The following is a 24,039-nucleotide window of genomic DNA, read 5'->3' on the forward strand; positions in this document are numbered from 1 at the left end:
CCTTAAAATATCTAAATTTCTTTAACCTATGGAAGTATTCATTCTTTTATAAACTTTAAAATAAACTAGTATGGCATTAATCAGAAGTAATGCACCTGTAATAAAGAATACGTATCTGATACCAAACCAGGCTGCTACTTGTCCGCCTAAAACAGCACCTCCAAATACACCTAAATAGCCTGCTGACATATTAATTCCAAAAACCCTGCCTGTAATTTCACTTGGAGTAATTTTCTTAATCAATATATTTACAGAAGGTATCAGTCCAGCACTGGTTAATCCTAATATAAATCGAAGGCCCATTAACTGCCAAGGATTTGTTACAAAAGCTTGTGGTATAAAATCAATTCCTGCAACAATAAGGGCTATTAGCATAACTTTATGTACTCCAATTCTATCTGATAATTTTCCAAGTCTCGGAGCAGCAATTATATTTGCGAGGCCTGAAGCTGAAAATGCTATCCCAGCCAAAAGTGCAATATGGCTACTGTTTTTTGATAACTGACTAATATATACTGTTATAATAGGTTCAACAGAATACAATGCTACTGTTAATATAAAAAATGTAATAAGTATAGTTATTGTCAAAGTCTTTTCAGGAACAGACTCCCATACTCCCTTCATGCTAAGGGACTTTTTATCTGAAGGAGTAAAAGCTTCCTTAACAAATAAAGAAACAGTAATAAACGCTACAAATAACAATCCTCCAGTTATAAAAAATACATTTTTGATTCCAAAGTACTCTGATATATATCCGCCTATTATTGGTCCAAGCAAAGAACCAGCTATACTTGCAGTTGAAAGTGTGGATAAAGCCTCACCAGCATGTTCCTTTTCTGTCTGAGTTGCGATAAGTGTGGTGCATGCAGTACCGAAGCCTGTTATAACCCCTTCCAATAATCTTAATCCAACTAATACATATGCATTGGGAGCAAAACCCATACAGCCTATAACTATTGCCATACCTAGACTCGATCTAAGTAACATTGGTTTTCTACCAATTTTATCAGCAACATGACCCCAAATTGGTGAGAAAACAGCTGAAATTATATATGTAATTCCAAAAGCTAGTCCTGATAACTGTGCAATTAAAGCTGAATTATTAATTCCAAGATGCCTTATATAAAGAGGCAATACCGGTGCAATTTGACTCATGCCAATGCTGGATACAAACATTCCAAACCAGCATACAATTAGATTTCTTTTCCACATCTTCATTTGTAGCTTCACCCTCCATAATATATAATCATGTGCTAATTATAATCATGAAAATGGCTTTGTTCCATGCAAAATTTTATTCCCCATGGACATTTTTATGATAAAATTCTAAAGGACTTATGCCCTCAATCTTTTTAAAAATCCTGCTAAAGTAAAATTCATCAGTAAAGCCTAAAGTTTTAGCTACTTCTTTTATTTTTTTATCACCATCAATAATTAGTCCTTTTGCCTTATCAACTTTTATCTTATTAAAAAACTCTATCACTGAATATCCCGTAGTTTCCTTAAAAACTCTAGATAAATACGCAGGAGACAAGCACACCAGTTCAGATAATTCTGTCAAAGTAATCTTATTATCAATGTTTTGGCTCATATACTCTATAACTTTATCCACTTTTAAAGAAGCTGAATAGTTATTGTTATTATTTTTTATATTTTGAAAAATCTCAAATACTAATTCCTGAAATAAAGTTTTCGCTATGAACTCATAATTCGGGAGTTTTGACATCCAATTATCTACCAACTTTTTAAACACATTATTTACCACATAATAATCCTTTAAGTTTTGCACAAAATCAAATGGTAAAGTGTCAACTTCCTCTGAAATATCCCATTTATCATTATCAAATCCTACTGTTGCATAACTGAAATGTACTGAAAAAAAGCAAATAGGCTCCACTGAATCTATTTCTATAGAGTATGGAATATTTGGGCAAAGATATAACAAAGTCCCCTCCTTAAGCTCATAATTTTTATGTGCTACGCTAATATTCCCCTTTCCCCTGGTAACTAAAAAAAGTTCATGATGCTGCAGGGTTCTATTGACTCTACTTGAGTATTTCGGTACCCCACCTGGTTGCCTGCTATTACAGTAATGAATATGAAAAAATAGGTTATTTATTTTCATAATTTCCTCCATCATAGTCTAAGATTAAATTCAAAAAAATCAAAATCACTGGCTCTATTACAATCTTTAGGACACATTTTTTTATTGTGTGCAAAATTTCGATCCTATATGAATCACTATATTTCATATTTTGTAGAATTGTGGTATTATATGTAATAGAAGTTAAATCTATTGAATTTTAAAGAATAAAAGATCTCCGAAGATTAGTATTTAGCTGAAATTTATTAAAAGTAATGCATATATTATAAAATTTGCATAGAAAAAATAGCGCTTATTAGTGGCTACATGTCTTTGATGGGTTTACCAATCTTTAATAAAGTTTTAGATTCACCCTCATGTGCATGGTATTAAATATTTTTTAAATTTTATGTTCATAAAAGCTATTTTAACTTTACTTTCGGAGGAGTGGATTATTCATGAAATATTTAAAATTTGATAGAAGCATAATTTGTTCAGCATTTATGAGTTACTTTGTAAATAAGGTTGATTCTATTTCAACCTTTTTAATGAGCAACTCTTATCAGATAATGACTTTAGCTATTCAAGGTATAATAATTCTTGTGATATCATTATTATTAAGTAAATTGACTGACAAATAAACTTCTAGGAGCTATATTACCTAATATAGCTTCTTTTTATATTTATAAATAAATATAAACTTACTTTGAAAGCAACTTCGTATTTTATAGTGTAAATTTCTAGAATAAAAATTAGCACTCACACATAAATAGCTGATGCTATTCTTTCAAGCTTAACTGTTCATATTATTAATATTCTTTTATTAATTTGCAATCTGTTAAATTTGCATTAGTAAATATAGTTTCTGAGCAATCACTTTTGCTCAACCTATATCATAGTATTAGAGAAATCTGAATCTGATAAATCTGCTTTATAAAATCAATCTCATTCAAAAGCCTTTTGAGATCTTCCTAATTCTACTTAGTTAGTTCTTCCACACACTTTTTTATATACTCAAACTTGACTGGAGCATAATCCCATCTTTCCACACTAACACAGGCTGATTGTTTAGCCACAGTTGGATACATCTCAGTTCCATGGACATGTCCATACAGATAAAAAAACGGAGTTGCAGAATTGATATACTGTGGAGGCTGATGTTGCATTACTATAAACTCGCTATAGACAATTGGATATTTGTACACTTCATCAAAACCACATTCCATCCACTCCCTTATCGTTAGATGATTATCGTGATTGCCCATAATAAGTATCTTTCTTCCGTTTAGCTTATTAATAATCTCCTTCATTTTTGATAATGAATAGGAGCTCACATCGCCAAGATGAAATACTATATCATCTTCCTTTACTACGCTATTCCATGAAGCAATCATTTGCTTATCCATGTCTTCAATATTTGAAAATGGTCTCTTTTCATATGCTATTATATTTGCATCACCAAAATGTGTGTCTGCTGTTATAAAAACTTCTGCCATATTGTACACCTCATCTCAAAAATAAGTTAAATATATTCTAATTAAGATATAATATTTTATACTATTGAAACTTTCTCAAAAAATCTTTTAACACTCTTTTTGTTGCATTTCCTGCAAGATTTATTCTTTTTTCCACTTCCATTATAATTTCCGGATTCTTTTTAATTAATAATCGTCCTAGTTCATTATCAAAGGTTCTTAAAGAATCGATACACATTTCAAATAATTCTTCGTCATCAATAAGAAGCAACTTACATATTATAGTTAACTCTTCTTCAATTACTTGATTATCAATGCAATATATTAGCTTTCTTTGCCAATCTAAATCTTTATTTAATACTTCATTGAATAATTTCTGCCAATCATTGCTCGAAAATTCATTCAAAATATCTCGCGCAATAGAAAATCCATCGTCATACCAATAATCAACTGTTGTTTCTGCTGATAAAAATTCATCTAATTCATTATACATCTTATCGCCTCTTAACTTGTTTAAAATCCAGCTTATCTCTGTGTAGTAGTATTTCCCTATGTTTTATATAAAAACATTTTAGTCAATTCTAAAATCCAATTTTCCTTTATGAATATACAACCAAGTATTAAAGAAACCACTTCTCGGATGTCCATACATATAGTTCAGAATTTTTATATCACCAACCTGCCATCTTTCATAACTTGTGCCCCAATACGAATCTCCTGTGAGATCCATATTAGGAGTATGAATCTCTATGGATTTCCCTAATGCTTTAGTACATATGTCACTTACTATTTTGTATTTATCGTGAGTATACTTATTACCAAAGTCATCTCTAATATCATAGCTTGGTTTGTATCCGCTTAAATAAAAACAATAATCAGCTTTTATCCAGGAAAACTCATTAAACTCTGCTTTATTAAATTGGTATCCTTGTTTACTTGCTTCCTTTTGAAGTTTATCTAAAATGGTGTCCATTATTTTATTAACCCTCCATATAATATTGATTAAAATGCTAATATTCAAAAAGCTTAAGATGCTCAGTCTTCTTAATATCTTTGCCAAAAACAAAAATTCTGTATGCTGTGTTTCCATTTCTATGGTTTGGTGAATCATTTCTCACATATTCTACTTTAAGATTATTCAATTCCTGTTCGATATGATTAATTTTATCTATATTAAATGAAATAGCTAGCAAATGAGATTTGCTCCATTTGTTATCTTTAAACATTAAATATGCGTAACTTACCAGTTCTTTTTCAGACTTAAACGATTTTATTATACTTTTGTTACCTCTTTCAGAATAACAATATAAATATCTGTCATTATCAACCTCTATTACATCCCCTTCTTGTGCATGATATTTTCCTATAGAAATTAGATTGAAATTATAAAACTCATCTTCAAGCCATCGCTCTAATTCTGCTATTGTTGTAAAGCTCTCTTCCTTATTTCTTTTTAAGTTATTATTTTTACTTAACCCTAAATCATCAACGTCTTTCACTTGTAGCATTTTATTAAACTTTTTAAATCTAATAAGTAAGCTCATAGTTATCCCCCCCATAACTTGTAATGATAAAAATCCCTTTATAAATCATAATTATATTATACTAATCATAAAATCTTCACCGGAATATTTATCTTTGCCCTATATAAAAGCTCAATCCATCTATTTATATCATCTGGCAGAATTGAAAATCTTTCGTCGGTAATAAATCTCATTTTTCCATCTGTTTTTATATTTGTGATATTCTCTATTATTTCTCTAAACACATCAACTGTTATAAATTTCCCATCATATTGTTTAAGCTCTTCTGTAACTTTTCCAACGACATTCTTTATTGACAATCTATCAAACTCATCAACAAACTTCCAATCTAATAGGTACAACTCATTAAAGAAAATTTCATTACTTGGATAATTATTTATATATATTGACTCCACAATATTGTCATGATCTGTAACATATATCTCTTTACCACACCTTTCACATTTACCTGTACCAACCTGTCCGTATCTTGACCCCAAATGTTCGTATAGTTTTGTTTGAGGCGCATTACAACATGTACAGTACAAAGGAAAAACACTGATATCCGGTATAAACTTACCTTCACTCTTAATTCTAATATAAACTTTATTTTTTCTATTTATAGGCAACTTCAGTATATCCATTCCATAATCCAGTCTCCTTTAGTGTTTAGTATCTATTTTACTGATATCATCAAAATCGCACATTAAATTGTTTCAATTATTAATCAACAATTTAATTCTACCAAAATTATACACACCATACTATAGTTATAAAAATGTCCTTTTTTGGGTATAAAAAATCACTGTTCTATATTCATCTAATGATAAAAAAGCATTCTGAATTGACTTACGAAATACTCTACAAATAAGCTTAATTCCCCATTATTTTTTAAGCTTTAAATGACTAGACCCCCTTAACCAGCCTCAACACAGTAACTATTTAAATTTTTCCATATAATTCTTTTTAAATTTTTCTCTGCAAAACTTTTTTCATAGATTCATATTTAACTATAGAACTATTAACCTATAAGGATATATATCTATTTAAATAGTTCTATATTTACCTATTAAAATTCTTAAATTTTTAAATATTTACCGATAAAATGCTGATTTAAATGGATTTTGTTCTTCTAAGGCATATATTTAAGTTAGTCAATTATTTTTCATATTGATGCTTTCAAAATTAATTTTCAAAGGAGATTACCTATGGTTAAGAAAAAGAGAAAAGCTGATGATATAACCGAACTGTGCTTCGATGAAGTCGTGGAGGAAAACGGAATTGTTGATGGTGAACCAACTGAAGGAGATGTAGTTAGAGCTTTTAGTTTTGTTACTGTAGATTCTGATGCTTTACTTAGTAATGATACCAATACAACAGCCACAAATGTTATTAAGGAAGATGATATTAAAGTTTCACCTGAAATAGTAGATAACAGAAAACTAAAGACAATAATGAATGATAAAACACCAGCAGTGGATGACGAACCACTGGACCTACAAAGAAACTATAAGATAAGAAAATCTACTGCGAGGATGCTTAACGAGATAAAAGCTGCTCATCCAAATGTTAATGTGTATATGAATACTATAGTTGATGCTGCTTTAAGGCACTATCACAATTATATATTTAATGAAAATGGAGACCAGAATTGGTATAAATAATTCAATTTTCATTACTCATTTTTATATTCATTGAAAAAGCACTCAATATTCCTATTGAATGCTTTTGTTATTTTAGTTTGAATTATATTCATCTGTATTAGATACAGTGGAAATTCCAAAAAGTATCTGCATAAAATCCTGTCTCTCATTCAATATACGAACTATTCTTACTGTATCTCCATCAATTCTGTAAAAAACATAGTTCTTTTCAGTGAACAGATATAAATAACTTGTCTGAACCTCACTAATACGAGAAAGTTCCCGACCTGAGTATGGAAATTGTTCCAATCTTCTAATTGTGTTAATCATCTTTTTTATAGTTAAGGTTGCAGTATCCTGACCATGCCGTTCTGATATAATATCTTTGACGCTTTGTAAATCTTCTAATGACTTTGGTGAATATGCCAATTTATACATACTACACTCCTAGTATGGACTCTACCTCATTGCTAGAGATCCATCCTTTATCTCTTGCAGAGTTTTCACCTTCTTCAAGTTTTGACATAAGCCTCACAGCTGCTCGAAGTTTATCATACTCTTCTAATTTTACTATAGCAAATTCTCCTCTACCATTTTTAGTAAGGTATACTGGATTATTAACTGCTACTTCTTTTAATACCTCTGTATAATTTCTCAAATCTGAAACAGGTTTGATATTTGGCATAGTAATCATCTCCTTTTATAATTATTATATAAAGCTTGATGAAAAATATCAATACAAATTAACATGTTAATTCATCATCAAATCTTGGTTGCTAATATCCACTACTTGATGATGAATTTTCTACTGCAACCCACCTTTAGCTTTAAAAACTTCTATCTTCTATTTATAATACTCCATAAGTTTTTTAGCCCCAATTTCAGGATGAGTATAACGTCCTCTGCTTTGTGTCTTATCTTTGTAATTGATTGCTTGCTTTGGGCAATGCTGAATGCATGCAAGGCAGCTTTCACATTGATTATGAAATACAGGTTTTTTATTCTCTATGGTTATATTTTTAGCAGGGCATACCTTCTGGCATATTCCGCAGGAAATACATTTATCATTAACGTTAAAATTACTGTCAGTAGAGTGGATTCTACTAGTGCTTTTATTATAAATACTCTTAATAAGTTTATTAATAGAGCGTGACTTATTTGTTACCTTGTTTTCTATATTCTTAGCTATTAGTGGTATCTTTTCGTTTGACTCTCTAGTGATCTTGTCTACATTTTTGCTCATGCTGTAAAAAGTTAAGGCATTTTTATACATTTTAATTCCAGCGTTATAGTTAAGCTGCACTCTCTTTTCCTTAAGCAATGAGCTTGTCATAGATATAGAATTACCAGGTATACCCCCAAAGGTTGCTACAGCAAAATAGTAGGTAGAGCCTTGCTTTGGAAAGCTTGCATTTTTTATAAATTCTGCAACCATCCTCGGAAGTCCCCAGAAATATACTGGAAAAACAAAGCCTATTCGTTCATATTCCTCTGGTATTTCCATTCCTACATCCTTATTTATTGCTACAAGTTCGCACTCTTTTAAGGTTTTAGCTATCTCTTCAGCTACCTTTAAACTATTTCCTGTTCCAGTGAAAAAATAAATCCTATTTTTCATTGTCTCTTCCCTCTAATTCTTCAAATATATTTTCAACTAACCTATCTATTTTAATGATGTCCTCGCAATCCTTTTTTTCATCCATCAAAGTTTTTATTTGGGTCATAAATTCAATCATTGATCCAAACAAATTCTGCTTTCTAATTAATTCTAGTTTCTTCTTATTAAATATGCTCAAAAGCTCAGAATAATTCCTTGCATCATGGACTCTCATATACTGAAAAACCTGCTTTATTTCTGCCAAAGTAAAGCCACCAAATTTCATTACCTCAGCATATTGCAAATCTCGTATATCCTGGGCTGTATAATAGCGATATCTATTATCCGAGCGCTTAGGACATACCAAACCGATTTTATCATAGTATCTTAAGGTATCCTTAGGCATTTTAATTAATTCTGATACCTGCTTTATAGAATATGTCTCCATAAAATCCACTCCTTTGAGCTCATTATAATATTGGAGTATACTCCAATGTCAATAATAATATTCCCCATAGTTTTAACCTCAAGACTATTAAAAAGTCAGCACTTATATTCACAGTGTAGCTGTAATTCTTAGGATTATAAAAACACCTGTTATAACTAAATAACAAGTGTTAATTGTTTCATTCTATTTATGATATAAAGTGTAATCACTTAAGCCCTTGCGTTAAATTCACAGAACATCCTTAGTGTTCGCTTTAAATAAAATTCAGAATTATTGGGTTTATAACCTCAGCCTTTCTTAGAGGAAAGTCATGATTTGCATTGTCTAGGAATATTGTTTTGCATTTTGGGTTTCTTTTTCCAAGTTCTTCTATGGAGCTTATCATTTCCTTAATTTCCTTTTTGCCGCATACAGCCAGCATCGGTATATTTACAATAGGATAATTAGGATTCTCATCTAGTAAAATACGATTTTTGAACCAGGCTGTATACTTCTCTGGAGTTATCTTTTTTGAATACTCAACCATGAAATCTTCCTGCTGCTTTGTATAGTGCCAGTATTTTGCTTGCAGCCTTATGAGCCAGCTAAACTTCAATATAAAACTTGAATACTTTGATATCTTTACATACTTGTCTATAGTCTTTTGTTTTGAACATACCCAGGCACTTAAAAATACTGCCTTGTCAAATAAATATTCATATCTAGATACCATTGCCACTGCAAGCTCACCACCAAGAGAATGACCAATTAGTGTAACCTTATCCTTACCTAGTTGTTTTATAAGCTCAGCCAAAGCCTTGATAGTCTTTTCAGGTTCATAGATTTCCTCCACTTCTTTGCCACTGCCGTAAAGATGGGGCACAACCAAATGGTACTTGTCCTTAAAACAATATTGATTGCAAAAAGTATCTGTAGCTGCTGCTCCATGCAGAAATACTATTGTGTGATTTTCCCTATTTCCGTATTCATTGTAGTACATATAAACTCCTCCTTATAGAAATTTTGCTTATATAACTCTAATATTTTTTCGAACTCTAAGTCTATTTCGTCAATGCTTTTATTTGTGCTTAAGGCACTTCTCATAAATCCTTCTGCGCACCATTGCAGTGATTGAAAAAGTAGAGGAATGTCTACTCCTTCCCTAAATTTTTTTCTATCTATCTTTTCAAAAAAATTCTTATAATTATAATTAATCAAGGGTTCTGAAAATCTAACTATATCCTCTATGACCTCTTCATCATTTTCTTTGTACACTTTAACTATAAATTCATATATATATCTATACTTCTTCATCAATTTGCATTTTAACCTCTGTGAATTTAGTAGTATTTCGAAAAAGTCTCTTTCCTCCACACTTCTGTTTTCATCAAGTTCTTCAATCACCAGTTTCACGCAGTACTCATAAAGGAAAAGATACAGTTCCTTCTTGTTCTTAAAATAATAGAACAAAAGACCCTTTGATATTCCTGCTTCCCGTGCAATTTCAAGAGTAGAGGTCTGGTAATAGCTTGCCTTAGAAAAAACCTTCAAAGCACTATTTATAATCTGACTTTGCCTCTCCTGAGGCAGCTTAAAAAACTTCTCATTCATATAAAACCTCCATATCAATTAACCAAAACGGTCAATGGATTATATTGTCATATTACCTCCATTGACCGTTTTAAACAAGACTGTTTTGAACATATCCGAAAAATAAACGTAACCTTAAAGTAGTCTACCAAAATCAATTAAGACCTCTAATTAACATACACTTCCCTGTTAATTAGAGGTCTTTAATTTATATCTTTTCTATTACTTTTTCTTTATCAAGCCATTTATCCTCAATATCACCTGCAGGCATTGGTTTTGCAAAATAGTATCCCTGAATTTCATCACAGTCTAATTTTTGCAAGCACTCCCACTGTTCCTTGGTTTCAACTCCTTCAGCAATTACCTTGTTACCTTTCATTTTTGCAACAGAAATAACCATCTGGATAATAGCCTTGGAATAAAAATCACTTTCTACATTGTCGATTAGTTCCTTTGCTATCTTTATTCTATCAGCTGGAAGATTTTTAAGGTAGTATAAAGACGAATAGCCTGTACCAAAATCATCAATAGCGATAGAAACACCAAGTCTTTTTAGATCATTTAAGGTTTCTTGTATATTAATGCTATTTTCGATCTGTTGAGTCTCCGTTATCTCCACTTCAAATAATTCCGGCTTAACATCATATTTTTTCAATATAGCTTCTAGTTTTTCAACAAAATCCACTTCCACTAACTGTTTTGAAGACACATTTACAGCAATTCTATAAGCATGACCAGTTTTTTCTTTCCATAAAGCATACTGCTTGGCTGCATTTTCAATAATCCAGTACCCTAAGGGAACAATTATACCTGTTTCTTCAGCTAAAGGAATAAAGTCTAAAGGAGGAATAAATTTAGTGCCACCTTCATACCAACGTATTAATGTCTCAAAGCCAGATAAGGTTCCATCCTTGCAATATACCTGTGGTTGGTAGTATAAAAGAAATTCTTTATCAAATACTACCTTTTTAAGCTTAACCTCAATATTATGTCTATTGTCAGTAATTTTTCCAATCTTGTCACTATAACTTTGAACTCTATTGAGACCTTTGTCCCTTGCCTGCATCATTGCAATATCAGCATTTTTTATCAAATTATTTTTATCTAAAGTATCCAGTGGATAACAGGAAATTCCGATATTTAAAGTAGCCTTTATTCCATGATTATCTATAAAAAATAACTCATTACACCTATCTATAATCTCCATTGCAATTGTTTCGGAAGAGGCCTCTGCCTCATAACCTTTTACCATTATTGCAAATGCATCATCGCCATAGGTAGCAATAAAGCCATCGTTCCTAATCGCTATCTGATAAAGTGCTTCAGATACACTTTTCAAAAGTTTTTCAGCAGTGTCTTTACCATATAAATATTTAATTGATTTTGACTTATTAAGTTCAATATACAATACTGAAATTAATTCATTCTGGTCAAGATGTTTTAAGCTTTTTGACAACCTAGCCTCGAAATATCTTCTACTATATAACCCTGTAACAAAATCAGTATTGTGCAGCTTAGTGATTTCCTCTGTTCTTTCCTTTACCTTTTTCTCTAATTCAAGTACATTCTTCTTTTCTAATTGTAATAATTTTTCTTGAAAAAGACTTTTTTGAGTAAAGCTAATAAGTATATAGTAAATAAGAAGCGCCATCACTAGCAAGATAAAATACTCAATTTCATCTCGTTTAAAAATAAGAACAATTAATGGTGCAGATAATATAAATATTTCCACACCCAGCTTACAGACTACTCTTTTCTTAGACCCACTTAGAATTAAATCTGGTTTTTCCTTCTTTGCTCTAGCCTTTAAAATTGCCGAAACTGCCATCAAGCTAAATGCAACCACATATGCTCCGTCAATCCATGTGTTAGCTTTATAGTCTATATAAAAATCAATATAATAATAAACGAAATCTGCAATAACAAAAATAAGTGCACCAGTTACCAAAATTGCATGATACAATGGAGTCTTTATCTTCCTTGCTGAAAATGCCCACACATTAATCCATGCATACATGATAACATCCATAATTAAGGATGCCATAGATATTGGATCAGTCAATAGCAATACCACTTTATCACTACGTTGGTCAAATACAAATAACCAAAGAAGCACCGTTATACTTACGGAAACTATTATAGCATCCAACATGGCTTGTATTTTATTCATTTTTTTCAAATCTTCATGTACTGCAAATGACGTTGCCAAAAACAGAAAAAGATTTGACATCGAATATCCGTAAACAGTAATGAAATTTTCCTCTGGATTGGTATGGAGAACCAAGGTTTGGATTCCCCACCAAGTATCACATAAAAACCATGAAAAGGCTGCTAAGGTAACCATACTTCCAAGCCATTTTAAAATTGTTATTTCTTGTTTCTTTACAAAACCATAAAAAATAACACATGTAATAATAAACATCAGGATAGGAGATAACAAATCTCCAAGCATATTATTATTTGTAATTATGGCATATGAATACAGCAGATAAACTAACGTCAATACAGGCATAAAAATCTTTTTTTTCATATTATCACCATCCTTATAGACGTTAAATCCTCAAGGAAATATTATTTTCATCTTATTTCCACTATAACACAAATTTCCCCTTATTTCTTTTTAGAATTACAACGTTTTCTCTCCCTTATTAACTAAATTCTTTAGTTTCCCTCCATTTTCTGTAACAAGGTCTTCCACACTAAATTCAAAGATTTTTTAATTTTATCTTCTTTATATATTATTCGTCACGATTGCTACTACCTTTAATTAATTTGGTTACAAGGGATTAAATTAGGAGCTTTAGTAATATTTTTTTACTATTATTTGTATCACTTCCAATATAATGCTACAATTAATTGTTATATTAAATAATGAAGATTTATCATGATACTAGAGGTAAAACAATAGAAAGATTTTTTATATTTTGTTTAGGAGGGGATATTATGGAGTTTAGAAAAATTTTTGACAGTATACCAGAACAATTTGACAAATGGAGACCACGTTATTGTGAGGAAGTTTTTTCTGATATTACTCAGTATGCAAAACTTGATAGTGCTAAAACAGTCCTTGAAATTGGTCCTGGAACAGGTCAAGCCACTGAACCGATTTTAAAAACTGGTTGTTCCTATTTGGCCATTGAACTTGGAGAACATCTTGCAGAATATACAAAAAATAAGTTTAGTTCATATAACAATTTTCATATAGTAAATGCAGATTTTGAAACCTATGACTTTGGAGAGCAGAAATTTGATTTGATATATTCTGCTGCCACTATCCAATGGATACCGGAAGAAATCGGTTTTCCAAAAGTTTATAATCTATTAAATAATGGCGGAACCTTTGCAATGATGATGACTCGAACAGATTATAAAACTCCTAACGAAGACTTATATGCTAAAATACAAGAAGTATATAATAAGTATTTTTACCCTGAACGTAAATATACTTGTAGCTTAGCTTACAGCAATGTTGATAAGCATGGTTTCATTGATTTTGAATGTCGAAATTATCATAAAACAAGAGAGCTTAATGCAGATGAATTTGTATCTTTCACCGGTACACATTGCGACCATATTGCATTAAAAGAGCCTTATCGAACAAATTTCTTTGAAGGCATAAGAACCGCTGTTTTAGATGCAGGCAATAAAATAACGCTTAATGACACTATAGTTTTGTATTTAGCTAAAAAGCCTTAACTTGCTGTTATAAGCATATTTTTTAGTTGGTAATTTTCATAAAAAAGTAAATAAGGACTGAACCCTATTAAATATAGGATTCAGCCCTCTAAAACAGCTTAATTAAATCTTGTCTAACTTTTTAGATTCAGTCCAAAAATTGCATCCCTTAAAAGTTTTTCAAAACTGTCTTTTCTGTGATTTAAGCTCTACTACGCTAAATCTTCTCCATTGCTTTCAATAACTTTTTTATACCAATAGAAGGAATCCTTACGGCTACGTGCAAAAGTTCCTTTGCCTTCATCATCTACATCAATATAAATCATGCCATAACGTTTTTTCATCTCCCCTGTTCCTGCACTTACTATATCAATACAGCCCCAAGTAGTGTAACCTAAAAGTGGAATTCCGTCTATTTCTACTGCTTTTTTCATTTCTTCAATATGTGCTCTTAAGTAATCAATTCTATATGGATCATGAATACTTCCATCTTCTTCTACAGTATCTGCAGCACCTAGTCCATTTTCAACTATCATAAGCGGCTTTTGGTATCTATCAAATAAAAGATTTAATGCATGACGTAAGCCCTTTGGATCGATTGTCCATCCCCAATCACTCTTTTGAAGGTGAGGATTTTTATAGCCAGTGTCTAAGCTTCCGCATTCCATAGCCAATTTTGTATCTTTTCCTGCAACTAGTGTGAAATAGTAACTAAAGGATATGAAATCAACGGTACCTTCTTTTAATATTTCTTCGTCTCCAGCCTCTTTGCTTAATACAATATTAGTTCTTTCAAACTCTTTTAATTTATATGCTGGATAATATCCTCTGCACATAACATCACAGTAAAATAGCATTTTGTTCATAAATTCTGTATTAGCTTCTATATCTTCTGGATCACAAGAATTTGGATATGAGAACAATCCGCCGTACATCATTCCTATCTTAAATTCTGGATCAATCTCATGTCCAAGCTTCACAGCCTTTGCGCTAGCTACAAATTGATGGTAAGCTGCTTGCATTTTAGATTGTTCGTCATCCTGTAAAACTCCTCCTGCCATCCATGGACTCATAGACATGCAGTTGATTTCATTAAAGGTTAACCAATATTTTACCTTACCTTTATATCTGTTGAAAATTGTTTCACAATACTTTACAAATAGATCTACAGCCTTTCTGCTTGTCCACGAACCATGCTTTTCTGTTAAAGCTAAAGGAGTTTCATAATGTGATATTGTAACCACTGGTTCAATACCATATTTTTTACACTCATCAAATACTTCATCGTAATGCTTTAATCCAGCTTCATTTGGAGTTTCATCATCAGCATTTGGGAAAATACGTGCCCAGTTAATTGACATACGATATGCCTTAAAGCCCATTTCTGCAAATAATGCAATATCCTCTTTAAAGTGTCCATAGTGATCTACTGCCTGATGGCTTGGATAATATAATTCTTCTTTAACTTCTCTTGTATTAACTCTTTCTTTATTAGCACTACCTGCTGTCATTACATCGGAAGTGTTTAAACCCTTTCCGTCTGTAATATAAGCACCTTCACATTGATTTGCAGCAGTTGCTCCACCCCATAAAAATCCTTTTGGAAATGCCATTTTCAATTCCTTCTTTCTATATAAAATCATTTATTGTTTATAATATGGTTCTATATTATCACTTTCGGTTCATTTATTCAATAATTTGGTTCACATTTTGAATTTTCTAAATAAGAAAATTCACCATTACAGTAATTCCCATCATTTTTCGAACTAATTAGATAATAAAAAATCCGCTAAAGCTACCTTCTTTAGCGGATTTTTTGCATATATGTGTTTCCTAATGTACATTATGGAAATGGGTCAGGCGAATAAATTCTAACTTTTTATTGTATAAACTATAAAGATGTCCTAAGCCATTTAAATCACTCTGCATAAATTATATTTATTTTATCACTGTCGAAATCAACTTTTCTATCAGTTATAACCGTAGCTTCTGTAAGCTCCCCATAGGAATAGAATTTTCTTAGATTAAACTTTGATGAATCTGCAAGTACATAGCACTTATGAGAAGCCTTGATTACTGCTTTTTTTATTTCTCCATCAAAGGATACTACTGTAGTAAAACCTTTTTCAGCATCAATTCCTATGGTGCCAAGAAAACATGTATCAAAATTCATCATGCTGATCTTCTTTTCAGTATCCTCACCTAATATAATATTATCTGAAGGCTTTGCATATCCACCAAGTACATATGTATTTATTCCTTTTTCAAAAAGCTTCTGAATATGTAGTATTCCATTAGTTACTATGGTAACATCCTTTGCTGTAATATAATCAATCATGTAGTAACAGGTTGAACCCGAATCAATAAACACAAAATCATTATCCTTAATTAATGATGCTGCCAATTTTGCTATTTTAATTTTTCCCTCTTTATTTTTCTCAAAGGCTTCCTTGAGAGTTATGGAAAAATCAACTTCTTTCTCTATTATCTCTACTCCACCTCTAGTCCTTTTAACTAGTTTTAATTCTTCTAGTTCAATAAGACCTCTCCTCACTGTGGATTTAGACATATTAAACTTATCCATTATCTCCTGAATTGTTACAGTTTTTTTCTGCCTCAAATAATCCATTACCTTATTCCATTTATCTGAAACTATCATTTAAGTATCCATCCTCTTGTATTTCGAATTGTTCAAAAAATCTATAAATCGGTTCATATTATGAATAAAATATTAGCATTTACCTTATTTATTGTCAACAAAGTGCCCCTTTTTACCTTTATTCAATTTTCACTATTTTCTCCAAAAAGTCGAACACTCCATCTTATCCATAATATTAAATTCAATCATTTTCTCAAATAATGAAAAATCAACTTGACTATCCCATGGTATACGTATAAGCTCTTTAGTATTACTATAGCCAGCCTGCATAACTTCATCTAAAAAACGATTAAGACATGCTTTCTCTGGCGAAAAAGCTAAATGATTTTTGGCCACACTAAATCCTATGATAAAGGTACCGTGATCTGTGAACATAGGCTGACTCCATGCAATTCTTGGTACTAAGCTCGGAAATCTCTTAGTTATCCAAGTCAAAAGCTCTTCAACTCTCGCCCTTTTCTCAGTGTCATTAATACGATCTAAATATTCTTGAAATACTTCCATGATCTTTCCTCCTATTATATAGATGTGGATCAACCACCTCATAATTAAGCTTTAATGTTGAATAAAGGCGAACTCTCTTGAACTATTTCTAAACTCTGTTGGAGTCATACCTTCTTTAGATGTAAATTGTTTAATAAAATAAGTATCATATTCAAAGCCAGTAGCCCGTGCAATTTCATTTAAACTCATATCTGTATGAGTCAAAAGACTTTCTGCAACTTTTAATCGGTATTTAAGCAAATATCCCATTGCAGTAAAGCCAGTTAAATCCTTAAATATTTTATTTAATGATACTCGATTTAGATGAGCACAGTTTATTAAGTCTTCTAAACTTATTCTATCACTGTAATTTGTGTGTATATATTCTAAAACTAAATCCACCGGTGACTTCTCACTATGGCTGTTTAGCTCTTCAAGCAGACCTAATATTTGTATTAGATATTTCTTTATTCTGCACACCCAAAGCGGATCGCTCTGAGCATATACTTCTGTTCCCATGATAAAGAACCATTCATATAATTTTGGATATGCCTTCTCAGTTACACCAAATACCCCAGTACTTATATCATCCTTCTTAAAAAGAGAAAGTCCTGTTTCTATCTTTAAGGAGTTTGACATATAGCCCTTATCTTCTGAAAAATATGCAGTATTAAAGAAATCAGGATGGAAACAAAAGGACTGTGAAGCTACATTTTGATTTTCTAAAACTTCTATTTTATCCTCCTTATGTAAACAAAGAATGCTTGGAGCAGCAATTTTTATTGGGTAATCATTTAGCTTTACGTTCATGCTTCCGCTGGTTATAAAAACTATAGTGAAACGATCCTCATAAGGAAGTTTATTAAATTCTTCCTTTGCAATAAATTCAATATAAACCGGTCTATCCTTGTAACGATCCATTTGAGGCATAAATTTTCCTCCATTACAAATAGTATAGTTCAAAGCTTCATTTATCTCATTGTATCATAATTTCTAAATGTTACACTATTATTAAACGCCTAACCTATTTGAAAGGAGATTTGTTGTGACTATTGAACGTTTTAATATTAAAGTATCTGATGAAGTACTTGAAGATTTAAAATACAGGCTAAACCATGCCCGCTTTCCAGAACAGCTTGAAGGTATAGGCTTTGAAAGAGGCACTGATCTAAACTATCTTAAGTCCTTAGTTGACTATTGGAAGGAAGATTTTGATTGGCGCGCACAAGAAGAAGAATTAAACCGCTTTTCTCAGTTTCACTGTGATGTTGATGGGATTGATATACACTTCATTCATGAGCGTGGAAAGGGACCTAATCCAATCCCAATCATCCTTACTCATGGATGGCCTGATAGCTTTTTACGTTACAAAAAGCTTATACCTATGCTTACTGATCCAGCCAGTTATGGAGGTAATCCTGATGAATCCTTTGATGTTATTGTACCTTCAGTGCCTAACTTTGGTTTCTCTAGTCAGCCTAAGCATGGTGGTATGAACAATTCTCAGGTTTCTGAGCTTTGGGCAAAATTAATGACTGAAAAACTGGGCTATAGTAAATTTGCTGCTGCAGGTGGAGATATTGGTTCCGGAGTTACAAGATATCTTGCCTTAAACCATCCGGAGCTTCTAATTGGAATCCATCTAACAGATATCGGTATAATTAAGGATCTTTTGGCTTCACAGGATGAAATGCTTTCAGAAGAGGAGTTACAATATAAGAAAAATGCCACTTCATGGATCTCTAATGAAGGCGCATATATGTCCATTCAATCCACAAAGCCTCAAACTCTTGCATTCGGACTTTCTGATTCACCAGTTGGTTTAGCCGCTTGGATTATTGAAAAATTTCGTGGCTGGAGCGATTGCAATGGTGATTTAGACAAGAGCTTTAGTAAGGATGAACTGCTTACTAATATAATGATCTATTGGATTACAAATACCATAGGCTCCTCAGCCAATATGTATTATGAAAATGTTCATTCCTTGCCACCACTTGGACCTATAAAGGTGCCAACAGGTATAGCTCTTTTACCCGCAGATATACTACTTCCACCAAGAGAATGGGCTGAGAAAAATCTTAATATCACTAGATGGACTACACTACCAAGAGGTGGACATTTTACTGCCATGGAAGAACCAGAACTTTTAGCTGAAGAAATAAGAACATTCTTCAGAACTTATAGAAGTTAAAACAAGGTTTGATATAGCCATAAAAAGCTTGCAAAACCATTTAAACATCTAGGTTTAGATAACTTGAAAATTTTATATTTCCTATTAAGTAAAAAGCCATGCATATAAGGATATTTATTTTCCTTATTATGCACGGCTCTTAATTTATAAAGAGTTTTTATACCTCTAGTTTCTCATCAATGATAACCTATTCTAAATTTATGATACCTTTAATATTATCACCTGCAATATATTACCAAAACTATACTTTTCCAACTGCTGCTAGATATATTACAAATTCATCTTCTCCATCTAGCCCTAGCATATTATCAACTAACTTTTGATCATATATTCCTATTGCACAGGTTCCGCATTTTATTGCCTCACTAGCAATATAAAGATTTTGACAAACATGTCCAACATCTATAAGTATCTTTTTATGGGCTGTAATGTCAAACTTCCATTCAGCTCTATAAGGTATTGTACTCCACACAAATAACACAGCACTTTTTGATGCAAAGTTTGGAGCAAAGGGCTGCCTCGGAGTTGCTTCATCAATTTTACTACTCATTTCATTTATTTCATACATAAATAGCATTTTATGGCCTATAGGAATATATCTATATATACCTTTAGAAAGCCCCTGTACATTATTCACAATAAGATAGGTTTCAAAAGTATGGGATGCTCCTCCGGATGGTACAGTTCTTAAGGTTGCTGTATCATTTCCAATTAGCTTCTGGACCCCTTGCGTAGACCATAATAGGAAAGATAGCTCTTCTAAACTAATGCTCTCTTCTGAATACTTTCTTACACTTCTTCTATCTTCTATGCATTCTAATACATTAGGTTTTACAAGTATATCCATAGTTGGCTTAGGTAGCTCTATAAGCTTAGCATTCTCATCATATTCCTTCTGAAGAGAAGCCTTAGGTAATTTTTTCTGTGCATCTGTTTTTATTTCATCAAGAACCTCAAAATTTGCTTTTAAAAACTCCCTGTTTTTATCATAACGTTCCATTATTGCACTTCCTTTACTACAAATTCACCTATAATTATACATGTGTTATTTATAAAATTCCGTAACATTAATCACCTTAATAGTTTTCTAAAAAATAACTTATAGACATAATCTAAAGTAAAGAACTTTTCACCTTAGTCTTCTAAAACAACATATCATAATATCTCTTAATAGTATCTTCTAGTTCTAGTAAGTTAACATTCCTTCCAACTCTCATCACCTCTTTGCTATCAACATAAAGTATCAGTAGTGGAAAGGAAAAAACATTATGCTGTGCTGCTAATTCTATATGTTCTTCTCCATCAATATCAATTAGCTTTACCTTAGAATAAAACTCTAATATATCTTGAACTTTACTCCTAATAACGTCACAAGCTCCACAAACCTTATTGCTAAAATATAAGATGACCATATCATTATTACTAATTATATTTTTAATCTCAGTCATACTAAAAACCTCCTTAAATCTGTTTTTTGAAAGATTATCTCCAAACTTATCAAATAATGCATACAATAAAGCCACAATTGCACAGTAAATTTTTATATTCAAAACTTTTTAAAAATAAAAAAATATAACTTTTTAACTATTTACGCATAAAATCAGGCTTTCAATAGATTATATAAGTAATGCTATTGACCAAAACTTATTGATAATTTATCATTAATTTTATCATAGAATACAGTACATTTAGATAAAATCATGGAGGTGTAGTAGTTTGGAATCAAGACAATCATGGGATGATTATTTTATGGATATAGCAGAAAAGGTAGCCACTCGTTCTACCTGCGACAGGGCTAATGTAGGATGTGTTATAGTAAATAAGGACAAACGTATTTGCTCCACAGGATATAATGCCTCCCTTTCAGGTCATCCACATTGCGACGATATCGGACATACCATGCGAGATGGACACTGCATAGCAACTGTCCATGCTGAAATAAATGCAATAACCTATTGTGCTAAGGAAGGTATTGCCTTAAAAGATTGTGTTGCCTATGTAACACATTTTCCATGCTTAAATTGTTCCTTTGCATTAGCAGCTTCTGGTATTAAAAAAATTTATTATAGAAATGCATATCGTATGGATGAATTTTCCCTAGAGATATTTAAAAGAAGTGGCATTGAGCTTGAGCAGGTATAAAATTAATACATAAAGAGTTTTCAACTATTTTATTATAAAGAATTACATATCTTCTTAATCTATAGTAAAAAAATATCGCACCTGCCTTTTAGGCAAGTGCGATATAATTAATTATGTCCAATTATTACATGTGGTACATATGGCTCTTCCAAGTAAGCAATTTCTTCAGGATTAAGCTTAACCGAAATAGCACCCACAGCATCTTCAAGCTGGGATATTTTTGTAGCACCTATAATAGGAGCTGTTACTGGCACTTTATGAAGTAGCCAAGCAAGGGCTACATGTATACGAAGAATTCCTCGTTTTTCTGCAATTTCAGCAACTCTGTCTACTACCAATTTATCTGCACTTGCAGTTGAATCATATTTGGATCTTGCAACCGCATCTGTTTCTAAGCGCTTTGTAGTTTCTGCCCAATCACGTATCAGCCTTCCTGATGCCATTGGACTGTATGGAGTAACTGCTATTTTTTCTTCTCTACAAAGAGGCATCATCTCTCTTTCCTCTTCTCGGTATATAAGGTTGTAGTGGTTCTGCATTGATACAAAACGAGTCCATCCATGTTTTTCTGCTACATGCAGAGCCTTTTGCATCTGCCATGCATACATAGCAGATGCACCAATATATCTTGCTTTACCTGATTTTACAACATCATGCAAGGCTTCCATAGTCTCTTCGATCGGAGTATTGTAGTCCCAACGATGGATAATATATAAATCTACATAATCTGTACCAAGACGTCTAAGACTATTATCAATCTCGCTCATTATTGCTTTTCTTGAAAGTCCAGAGCCATTTGGTCCTTCATGCATTTTTCCATGTACCTTTGTAGCTAAAACAACTTCATCTCGTTTTGCAAAATCCTTTAATGCTTTTCCAATAATCTCTTCACTTCTTCCTATTGAGTAAACATTTGCAGTATCAAAGAAGTTTATCCCAAGTTCAAGAGCCTTTTTAATAATAGGACGGCTATTATCTTCATCAAGTACCCATTTATGAATCCATTTCTCTGTGTCCCCAAAGCTCATACAACCAAGACAAAGCTTTGATACATCCATACCAGTGTTTCCAAGTTTAACGTATTCCATATTCTTATTCCTCTCTTTTTAAATTATTTATTAAGACTTTTCTTTTTAAGAAACCTTTGCCACTTTAGACAGTGCAACCACTAAATCCTTTATAATTTCATCTATAGTTGCTTTTAAAATTATCATCATATGTGATATCTATTTATCCAAACTATATAAATCCTAATTTTTCAGTTACTCTAGGTCAAGCTCTTCACTACTTAACGTTGTTATGGCGGATAAGTTTGTATGTGCAAAAGCTGCTAACGCCACACAGGCCGCTAGTACAACGGCTATAGCACCAACCCAGCTAATTGCAATTATGGAGAAACCTCTAAGAGCAATTCCTCCAATTCCAGCACCTGCTGCAAAACCAAACTGCACAAAGGTGCTATTAAGACTTAGCATAATACCAGAAGCTTCTGGAACTACTGATATTAGATTAAAATTGAAAGTCGGTCCACAGATCCATGCAGCTATAGCCCATATTATGAGCAATGGACATATTAATACTACCGTTTTAGGAACAATCGATATTAAAATTAATGCAACAGCTTGTATAGCCATACCTCCTACCAGAGTACTTCTAGCCCCTAGCCGATCTGCAGAAAATCCCCCAAGCTTTGCCCCCACCACACTAGCTATTCCTAATCCCATAAGTATTATGCTCATTTTTCCTTCAATTAATGGCATCAAGCCGATTAAAAATGGAGTTATATAGCTATTAACTACTGAGTAGCTTATAAACATGAAAAACGTTGCACCGAGATACATAGCTATCCTTGGCTTCTTTAAATAGGCCAATTGATTACTAAGTGGAATTGCTTCTTCAGCTTTAGAAGAAGGAATGTACATTATTGCAGCTACCATTGCCAAAATAATAAAAAATCCGATTGCCCAAAATATGCTCTTCCAACCATATGCATTTGCTACAACACGTCCTATAGGAACACCTATTACCAGTGATGCACTGGACCCAATTGATATGTTTGACATTGCTCTTGCCAAACGTTCCGGTGGAGTTAGCTTTGCAACAATTGAATATGCGCTTATTCCGTAAACTCCCATCCCAATACCAAGCAGTATACGAGAAACCATCAAAAAGCCAAAGCCTGGAAGGACTACTGTAGAAAATGTGCTGAGTAATATGGCAGTAAGCCCCATAATTAATCTCTTACGTCCATCCATCTTTGCAGTAATCATCATAATAACTGGAGTGCCTATAGCACCAGCTAAAGAAAATGCAGTGCCAAGTTGTCCTGCTGTAGATATCGGTACACCTACTGATACAGCAATTTTATCTAGTATTCCGCCAATGACAAACTGTAAGGTTCCAGCTAAGAAACTTATAAAAGTCAGTAAGTAAATTTTCCATGTATTGCTTATCCTATTATTCATTATTTTTTATGCCCTCCTACATTTAGATTGAGATAACTTATAGATAATGTCATTGCTAGCATCAATCCTTTCTTGAAAACTGTGAT

28 protein-coding genes are annotated in these 24,039 nt (G+C 32.2%); 5 read left to right on the top strand and 23 right to left on the bottom strand.

What is annotated here, in order from left to right:
- Positions 1–21 precede the first annotated feature (21 nt).
- Together J3477_RS03235 and J3477_RS03240 are read right to left on the bottom strand one after the other, a co-directional pair.
- Positions 22–1,218, bottom strand: coding sequence for a multidrug efflux MFS transporter (locus tag J3477_RS03235; RefSeq protein ID WP_206868130.1), 1,197 nt, complete (start codon positions 1,216–1,218; stop codon positions 22–24).
- 76 nt (positions 1,219–1,294) lie between these two features.
- Positions 1,295–2,125, bottom strand: a complete 831-nt coding sequence (locus J3477_RS03240) for an AraC family transcriptional regulator (RefSeq protein ID WP_206868131.1) — start codon at positions 2,123–2,125, stop codon at positions 1,295–1,297.
- A 416-nt stretch (positions 2,126–2,541) separates the two neighbouring features.
- On the opposite strand from J3477_RS03240, the gene J3477_RS03245 reads away from it, so the two are divergent.
- Positions 2,542–2,724: a hypothetical protein gene (locus tag J3477_RS03245; protein WP_206868132.1), complete on the top strand. Its 183-nt coding sequence runs from the start codon at positions 2,542–2,544 to the stop codon at positions 2,722–2,724.
- 168 nt (positions 2,725–2,892) lie between these two features.
- Here the strand turns inward: J3477_RS03245 and J3477_RS26360 are convergent, their stop codons facing one another.
- From J3477_RS26360 to J3477_RS03275, 6 genes are all read right to left on the bottom strand, one after another.
- On the bottom strand, positions 2,893–2,970 hold the full coding sequence (locus tag J3477_RS26360; protein WP_228731244.1) for a hypothetical protein: 78 nt from the start codon (positions 2,968–2,970) through the stop codon (positions 2,893–2,895).
- A 90-nt stretch (positions 2,971–3,060) separates the two neighbouring features.
- Positions 3,061–3,579, bottom strand: coding sequence for a metallophosphoesterase (locus J3477_RS03255; RefSeq protein ID WP_206868133.1), 519 nt, complete (start codon positions 3,577–3,579; stop codon positions 3,061–3,063).
- A 61-nt stretch (positions 3,580–3,640) separates the two neighbouring features.
- Positions 3,641–4,051: a hypothetical protein gene (locus tag J3477_RS03260; protein ID WP_206868134.1), complete on the bottom strand. Its 411-nt coding sequence runs from the start codon at positions 4,049–4,051 to the stop codon at positions 3,641–3,643.
- Between the two features lie 78 nt (positions 4,052–4,129).
- On the bottom strand, positions 4,130–4,531 hold the full coding sequence (locus J3477_RS03265; RefSeq protein WP_206868135.1) for a hypothetical protein: 402 nt from the start codon (positions 4,529–4,531) through the stop codon (positions 4,130–4,132).
- Between the two features lie 37 nt (positions 4,532–4,568).
- Complete coding sequence (locus J3477_RS03270; protein WP_206868136.1) at positions 4,569–5,102, bottom strand: hypothetical protein; 534 nt, start codon at positions 5,100–5,102, stop codon at positions 4,569–4,571.
- Between the two features lie 65 nt (positions 5,103–5,167).
- On the bottom strand, positions 5,168–5,725 hold the full coding sequence (locus J3477_RS03275) for a hypothetical protein (RefSeq protein ID WP_206868137.1): 558 nt from the start codon (positions 5,723–5,725) through the stop codon (positions 5,168–5,170).
- Positions 5,726–6,289: 564 nt separating this feature from the next.
- Here J3477_RS03275 and J3477_RS03280 point away from each other — a divergent pair.
- A complete protein-coding gene (locus J3477_RS03280; protein WP_206868138.1) occupies positions 6,290–6,745 on the top strand; it encodes a hypothetical protein in 456 nt (151 codons plus the stop codon).
- 72 nt (positions 6,746–6,817) lie between these two features.
- Here the strand turns inward: J3477_RS03280 and J3477_RS03285 are convergent, their stop codons facing one another.
- The 7 genes from J3477_RS03285 to J3477_RS03315 all read right to left on the bottom strand — a co-directional run bounded on the left by J3477_RS03285 (position 6,818) and on the right by J3477_RS03315 (position 12,868).
- Positions 6,818–7,162, bottom strand: a complete 345-nt coding sequence (locus J3477_RS03285) for a type II toxin-antitoxin system RelE/ParE family toxin (protein ID WP_206868139.1) — start codon at positions 7,160–7,162, stop codon at positions 6,818–6,820.
- Position 7,163: 1 nt separating this feature from the next.
- Positions 7,164–7,409 carry a type II toxin-antitoxin system prevent-host-death family antitoxin gene (locus J3477_RS03290; RefSeq protein WP_206868140.1) on the bottom strand — a complete coding sequence of 82 codons (246 nt, stop codon included), beginning with the start codon at positions 7,407–7,409 and terminating at the stop codon, positions 7,164–7,166.
- A gap of 159 nt (positions 7,410–7,568) precedes the next feature.
- Positions 7,569–8,342, bottom strand: coding sequence for an EFR1 family ferrodoxin (locus tag J3477_RS03295; protein ID WP_206868141.1), 774 nt, complete (start codon positions 8,340–8,342; stop codon positions 7,569–7,571).
- On the bottom strand, positions 8,332–8,769 hold the full coding sequence (locus tag J3477_RS03300) for a MerR family transcriptional regulator (RefSeq protein WP_206868142.1): 438 nt from the start codon (positions 8,767–8,769) through the stop codon (positions 8,332–8,334). Before J3477_RS03300 ends, J3477_RS03295 begins: the two co-directional genes overlap by 11 nt.
- A gap of 253 nt (positions 8,770–9,022) precedes the next feature.
- The gene (locus J3477_RS03305) at positions 9,023–9,748 is read right to left on the bottom strand and encodes an alpha/beta fold hydrolase (protein ID WP_206868143.1); all 726 of its coding nucleotides are present in this window, start codon (positions 9,746–9,748) and stop codon (positions 9,023–9,025) included.
- Complete coding sequence (locus J3477_RS03310) at positions 9,706–10,359, bottom strand: TetR/AcrR family transcriptional regulator (protein WP_206868144.1); 654 nt, start codon at positions 10,357–10,359, stop codon at positions 9,706–9,708. The genes J3477_RS03305 and J3477_RS03310 overlap by 43 nt, the downstream gene beginning before the upstream one ends.
- A 187-nt stretch (positions 10,360–10,546) precedes the next feature.
- The gene (locus J3477_RS03315) at positions 10,547–12,868 is read right to left on the bottom strand and encodes a putative bifunctional diguanylate cyclase/phosphodiesterase (RefSeq protein WP_206868145.1); all 2,322 of its coding nucleotides are present in this window, start codon (positions 12,866–12,868) and stop codon (positions 10,547–10,549) included.
- 413 nt (positions 12,869–13,281) lie between these two features.
- On the opposite strand from J3477_RS03315, the gene J3477_RS03320 reads away from it, so the two are divergent.
- Positions 13,282–14,034, top strand: a complete 753-nt coding sequence (locus J3477_RS03320; protein ID WP_206868146.1) for an rRNA adenine N-6-methyltransferase family protein — start codon at positions 13,282–13,284, stop codon at positions 14,032–14,034.
- 191 nt (positions 14,035–14,225) lie between these two features.
- Here the strand turns inward: J3477_RS03320 and J3477_RS03325 are convergent, their stop codons facing one another.
- The 4 genes from J3477_RS03325 to J3477_RS03340 all read right to left on the bottom strand — a co-directional run bounded on the left by J3477_RS03325 (position 14,226) and on the right by J3477_RS03340 (position 18,085).
- The gene (locus tag J3477_RS03325) at positions 14,226–15,626 is read right to left on the bottom strand and encodes a glycoside hydrolase family 1 protein (protein ID WP_206868147.1); all 1,401 of its coding nucleotides are present in this window, start codon (positions 15,624–15,626) and stop codon (positions 14,226–14,228) included.
- 305 nt (positions 15,627–15,931) lie between these two features.
- Positions 15,932–16,672: a DeoR/GlpR family DNA-binding transcription regulator gene (locus tag J3477_RS03330; RefSeq protein WP_206868148.1), complete on the bottom strand. Its 741-nt coding sequence runs from the start codon at positions 16,670–16,672 to the stop codon at positions 15,932–15,934.
- A gap of 132 nt (positions 16,673–16,804) precedes the next feature.
- Positions 16,805–17,176: an iron chaperone gene (locus J3477_RS03335; protein ID WP_206868149.1), complete on the bottom strand. Its 372-nt coding sequence runs from the start codon at positions 17,174–17,176 to the stop codon at positions 16,805–16,807.
- A gap of 51 nt (positions 17,177–17,227) precedes the next feature.
- Positions 17,228–18,085: a helix-turn-helix domain-containing protein gene (locus J3477_RS03340; protein ID WP_206868150.1), complete on the bottom strand. Its 858-nt coding sequence runs from the start codon at positions 18,083–18,085 to the stop codon at positions 17,228–17,230.
- 115 nt (positions 18,086–18,200) lie between these two features.
- Here J3477_RS03340 and J3477_RS03345 point away from each other — a divergent pair, with 115 nt between their 5' ends.
- Entirely contained in the window at positions 18,201–19,346 is a 1,146-nt protein-coding gene (locus J3477_RS03345; protein ID WP_206868151.1) for an epoxide hydrolase family protein, read from the top strand.
- A gap of 241 nt (positions 19,347–19,587) precedes the next feature.
- On the opposite strand, the gene J3477_RS03350 is transcribed toward J3477_RS03345, so the two are convergent.
- Together J3477_RS03350 and J3477_RS03355 are read right to left on the bottom strand one after the other, a co-directional pair.
- Entirely contained in the window at positions 19,588–20,346 is a 759-nt protein-coding gene (locus J3477_RS03350) for a SagB/ThcOx family dehydrogenase (RefSeq protein ID WP_206868152.1), read from the bottom strand.
- 142 nt (positions 20,347–20,488) lie between these two features.
- Positions 20,489–20,794 (bottom strand): thioredoxin family protein, encoded by a 306-nt coding sequence (locus J3477_RS03355; protein WP_206869640.1) that lies wholly within the window; start codon positions 20,792–20,794, stop codon positions 20,489–20,491.
- A gap of 268 nt (positions 20,795–21,062) precedes the next feature.
- Here J3477_RS03355 and J3477_RS03360 point away from each other — a divergent pair, with 268 nt between their 5' ends.
- Positions 21,063–21,488 carry a deoxycytidylate deaminase gene (locus tag J3477_RS03360; protein ID WP_228731196.1) on the top strand — a complete coding sequence of 142 codons (426 nt, stop codon included), beginning with the start codon at positions 21,063–21,065 and terminating at the stop codon, positions 21,486–21,488.
- Between the two features lie 107 nt (positions 21,489–21,595).
- Here the strand turns inward: J3477_RS03360 and J3477_RS03365 are convergent, their stop codons facing one another.
- Together J3477_RS03365 and J3477_RS03370 are read right to left on the bottom strand one after the other, a co-directional pair.
- Positions 21,596–22,576 (bottom strand): aldo/keto reductase, encoded by a 981-nt coding sequence (locus tag J3477_RS03365; RefSeq protein ID WP_206868153.1) that lies wholly within the window; start codon positions 22,574–22,576, stop codon positions 21,596–21,598.
- Positions 22,577–22,750: 174 nt separating this feature from the next.
- A complete protein-coding gene (locus J3477_RS03370; protein WP_206868154.1) occupies positions 22,751–23,953 on the bottom strand; it encodes an MFS transporter in 1,203 nt (400 codons plus the stop codon).
- Positions 23,954–24,039: the final 86 nt, after the last annotated feature.

It is taken from the genome of Clostridium zeae, from assembly GCF_017312485.1.
GTDB classification, from domain to species: Bacteria; Bacillota; Clostridia; order Clostridiales; family Clostridiaceae; genus Clostridium_AR; species Clostridium_AR zeae.

Bases quoted from the DNA above. Each gene is read 5' to 3' on its own strand.
- J3477_RS03235 (WP_206868130.1), bottom strand. From the start codon at position 1,218: ATGAAGATGTGGAAAAGAAATCTAATTGTATGCTGGTTTGGAATGTTT.
- J3477_RS03240 (WP_206868131.1), bottom strand. From the start codon at position 2,125: ATGAAAATAAATAACCTATTTTTTCATATTCATTACTGTAATAGCAGG.
- J3477_RS03245 (WP_206868132.1), top strand. From the start codon at position 2,542: ATGAAATATTTAAAATTTGATAGAAGCATAATTTGTTCAGCATTTATG.
- J3477_RS03255 (WP_206868133.1), bottom strand. From the start codon at position 3,579: ATGGCAGAAGTTTTTATAACAGCAGACACACATTTTGGTGATGCAAAT.
- J3477_RS03260 (WP_206868134.1), bottom strand. From the start codon at position 4,051: ATGTATAATGAATTAGATGAATTTTTATCAGCAGAAACAACAGTTGAT.
- J3477_RS03265 (WP_206868135.1), bottom strand. From the start codon at position 4,531: ATGGACACCATTTTAGATAAACTTCAAAAGGAAGCAAGTAAACAAGGA.
- J3477_RS03270 (WP_206868136.1), bottom strand. From the start codon at position 5,102: ATGAGCTTACTTATTAGATTTAAAAAGTTTAATAAAATGCTACAAGTG.
- J3477_RS03275 (WP_206868137.1), bottom strand. From the start codon at position 5,725: ATGGATATACTGAAGTTGCCTATAAATAGAAAAAATAAAGTTTATATT.
- J3477_RS03280 (WP_206868138.1), top strand. From the start codon at position 6,290: ATGGTTAAGAAAAAGAGAAAAGCTGATGATATAACCGAACTGTGCTTC.
- J3477_RS03285 (WP_206868139.1), bottom strand. From the start codon at position 7,162: ATGTATAAATTGGCATATTCACCAAAGTCATTAGAAGATTTACAAAGC.
- J3477_RS03290 (WP_206868140.1), bottom strand. From the start codon at position 7,409: ATGCCAAATATCAAACCTGTTTCAGATTTGAGAAATTATACAGAGGTA.
- J3477_RS03295 (WP_206868141.1), bottom strand. From the start codon at position 8,342: ATGAAAAATAGGATTTATTTTTTCACTGGAACAGGAAATAGTTTAAAG.
- J3477_RS03300 (WP_206868142.1), bottom strand. From the start codon at position 8,769: ATGGAGACATATTCTATAAAGCAGGTATCAGAATTAATTAAAATGCCT.
- J3477_RS03305 (WP_206868143.1), bottom strand. From the start codon at position 9,748: ATGTACTACAATGAATACGGAAATAGGGAAAATCACACAATAGTATTT.
- J3477_RS03310 (WP_206868144.1), bottom strand. From the start codon at position 10,359: ATGAATGAGAAGTTTTTTAAGCTGCCTCAGGAGAGGCAAAGTCAGATT.
- J3477_RS03315 (WP_206868145.1), bottom strand. From the start codon at position 12,868: ATGAAAAAAAAGATTTTTATGCCTGTATTGACGTTAGTTTATCTGCTG.
- J3477_RS03320 (WP_206868146.1), top strand. From the start codon at position 13,282: ATGGAGTTTAGAAAAATTTTTGACAGTATACCAGAACAATTTGACAAA.
- J3477_RS03325 (WP_206868147.1), bottom strand. From the start codon at position 15,626: ATGGCATTTCCAAAAGGATTTTTATGGGGTGGAGCAACTGCTGCAAAT.
- J3477_RS03330 (WP_206868148.1), bottom strand. From the start codon at position 16,672: ATGATAGTTTCAGATAAATGGAATAAGGTAATGGATTATTTGAGGCAG.
- J3477_RS03335 (WP_206868149.1), bottom strand. From the start codon at position 17,176: ATGGAAGTATTTCAAGAATATTTAGATCGTATTAATGACACTGAGAAA.
- J3477_RS03340 (WP_206868150.1), bottom strand. From the start codon at position 18,085: ATGCCTCAAATGGATCGTTACAAGGATAGACCGGTTTATATTGAATTT.
- J3477_RS03350 (WP_206868152.1), bottom strand. From the start codon at position 20,346: ATGGAACGTTATGATAAAAACAGGGAGTTTTTAAAAGCAAATTTTGAG.
- J3477_RS03355 (WP_206869640.1), bottom strand. From the start codon at position 20,794: ATGACTGAGATTAAAAATATAATTAGTAATAATGATATGGTCATCTTA.
- J3477_RS03365 (WP_206868153.1), bottom strand. From the start codon at position 22,576: ATGGAATACGTTAAACTTGGAAACACTGGTATGGATGTATCAAAGCTT.
- J3477_RS03370 (WP_206868154.1), bottom strand. From the start codon at position 23,953: ATGAATAATAGGATAAGCAATACATGGAAAATTTACTTACTGACTTTT.